The organism is Patulibacter medicamentivorans (assembly GCF_000240225.1).
GTDB classification, from domain to species: Bacteria; Actinomycetota; Thermoleophilia; order Solirubrobacterales; family Solirubrobacteraceae; genus Patulibacter; species Patulibacter medicamentivorans.
Genome location: NZ_AGUD01000329.1, coordinates 1 through 1897 on the forward strand (window position 1 = coordinate 1; position 1897 = coordinate 1897).

At 79.5% G+C, this 1897-nt stretch carries 2 protein-coding genes; one reads left to right on the forward strand and one right to left on the reverse strand.

Going from position 1 to position 1897, the window contains the following annotated elements:
- Nucleotides 1–732 (forward strand): chromate transporter (locus PAI11_RS23370; RefSeq protein ID WP_040601524.1); only part of this gene is annotated, 732 nt, incomplete at its 5' end.
- Between the two features lie 42 nt (nt 733–774).
- Here PAI11_RS23370 and PAI11_RS23375 read toward each other — a convergent pair.
- Nucleotides 775–1897, reverse strand: a 1123-nt coding sequence (locus tag PAI11_RS23375) for an FAD-binding protein (protein ID WP_138974527.1), incomplete at its 5' end; no start/stop codon positions are given.

Below are 1897 nucleotides of genomic sequence, written 5' to 3' on the forward strand. Positions count from 1 at the left end.
CGCGCCGGGCGCTGGATCGCCTACACGGGGCTCGGGGCGGTCGCGGCGGTGGTCGCCGGGCCGTGGCTGGTGCTCGTGCTGGTCGGCTGCGGCGCCCTCGAGCTGGCCTGGCGGCTGCCGCCCCGGAGCGGCGCGGGCGCGACCGGTCCGGCCCTCCACGCCTGGCCGCTGCTGGCCGCGGCGGCGGTCGGCAGTGGCGGGCTGGCGGCGCTCTCGTGGACCGCGTTCAAGGTCGGCGCGCTCTCCTACGGCGGCGGCTTCGTGATCGTGCCGCTGATGCAGGCCGACGCCGTCGACCGCCACCACTGGATGACCGACGGCCGCTTCCTCGACGCGGTCGCGCTCGGCCAGGTGACCCCGGGGCCGGTCGTCCACACGGTGGCGGCGGTCGGCTACGCGGCCGCCGGGGTCGGCGGCGCGCTGCTGGCGGCCCTGGTCGCCTTCGCGCCGTCGTTCAGCTTCGTCCTGATCGGCGGCCGGCGGCTGCGGCGGCTGCGCGGCGATCGGCGGGCGCGGGCGTTCCTGGACGGCGCCGGCCCGGCGGCGCTGGGCGCGATCCTCGGCGCGGCGGTGCCGCTGGCGGCGGCGATCGGCGAGCTGTGGCAGGCGCTGCTGCTGGCGGCCGCCGTCGTCGTCCTGCTGGTGCTGCGCGGCGGGGTGGTGCCGACGCTGCTGGGCGCCGGGTTGATCGGGGCGCTGATCGTGACCGCCGGCGGTCCGCTGCCGGCGTGAGCGTGCTCGCGCGGCGCCGCGCCCTGAGCGGGCGCGGCGCCGTCACGGAGCCCCCCCGGGCTCATGCCCCCCCGGGCTGCTCCTCGAGCCGTCCGCGGCGAATCCGCGGCCGGCGAGGAACACGTCCTGCGGGTCCCAGGCGGCCTTGACCGCCTGCAACCTGCGGAACGAGTGGTCGTGGAACGCGAGCGCCGAGTCCTCGGCGCGGTCCACGAAGTTCAGGTAGCGGCGCCCGTGGCCCCAGGGCGCGACCGCGGCGGCGACGTCCGCCACTCGCTGCTCGGCCGCCGCGGCGCCGGTGGCGTCGGGCACCAGCGCGACGGCCAGCACCGCGAACGCGGCGTCGATCGTCCCCTGGGCCCCCTGCCCGTCGCGGGCGACGGCCAGCGCGCCGCCGAGCTGGCGGACCTCGACCGAGGCCAGCGGCGGCCGCGCGGCATCGAGGGTCGCGGCGACCAGCGCGTCGATCGCGTCGTCGGGCAGCCGGTCCAGCAGCACGTGGTCGCTGACCGCGCCGACCGGGTCGGACGGGTCCATGTGGAGCCCGCCGAGCGCCGGGGCGGCGATCGTCGCGAACGTGTCGAGCAGCGGCGCGAGCGCGCGCAGCGGCGCCAGCAGCTCGTCGGACCGGGCGGCGGGGGCCAGGCAGGCGGCCTCGACGACGACGAACGAGCCCCCCTGCAGCCGCGCCGGCAGCGGGTCGTGGCCGTCGGCGGGCGCGGCGGGCGGGAAGCAGACGACCCGCCCGACCGACGTGACCTCGTCGGGCACCGTCTCGCACCAGTCGCGCCACGCCCGCAGGACGTCGCGCGTGCGCTCGACCGGCCAGGCGAGCGCGCCGGCGTGGACGCTGACGATCGGGTGCAGGCGCAGCTCGACGGCGGTCACCACCCCGAGACCGCCGCCGCCGCCGCGCAGCGCCCAGAACAGGTCCGGCTCGTTCTCGGCGTCGACCCGCACCAGCGACCCGTCGGCGGTCACCAGCTCGACCGCGAGCAGGTCCTCGGCCGCCAGCCCGTGGCGGCGGGCGACCCACCCGATGCCGCCGCCGAGCAGGTAGCCGACCACGCCGACGTCGTCGGCGGCGCCGGCGTGGGCGGCCAGGCCGTGCTCGGCCGCGGCCGCGGCCACCTCGCCCCAGCGGGCGCCGGCGGCGACCCGGGCC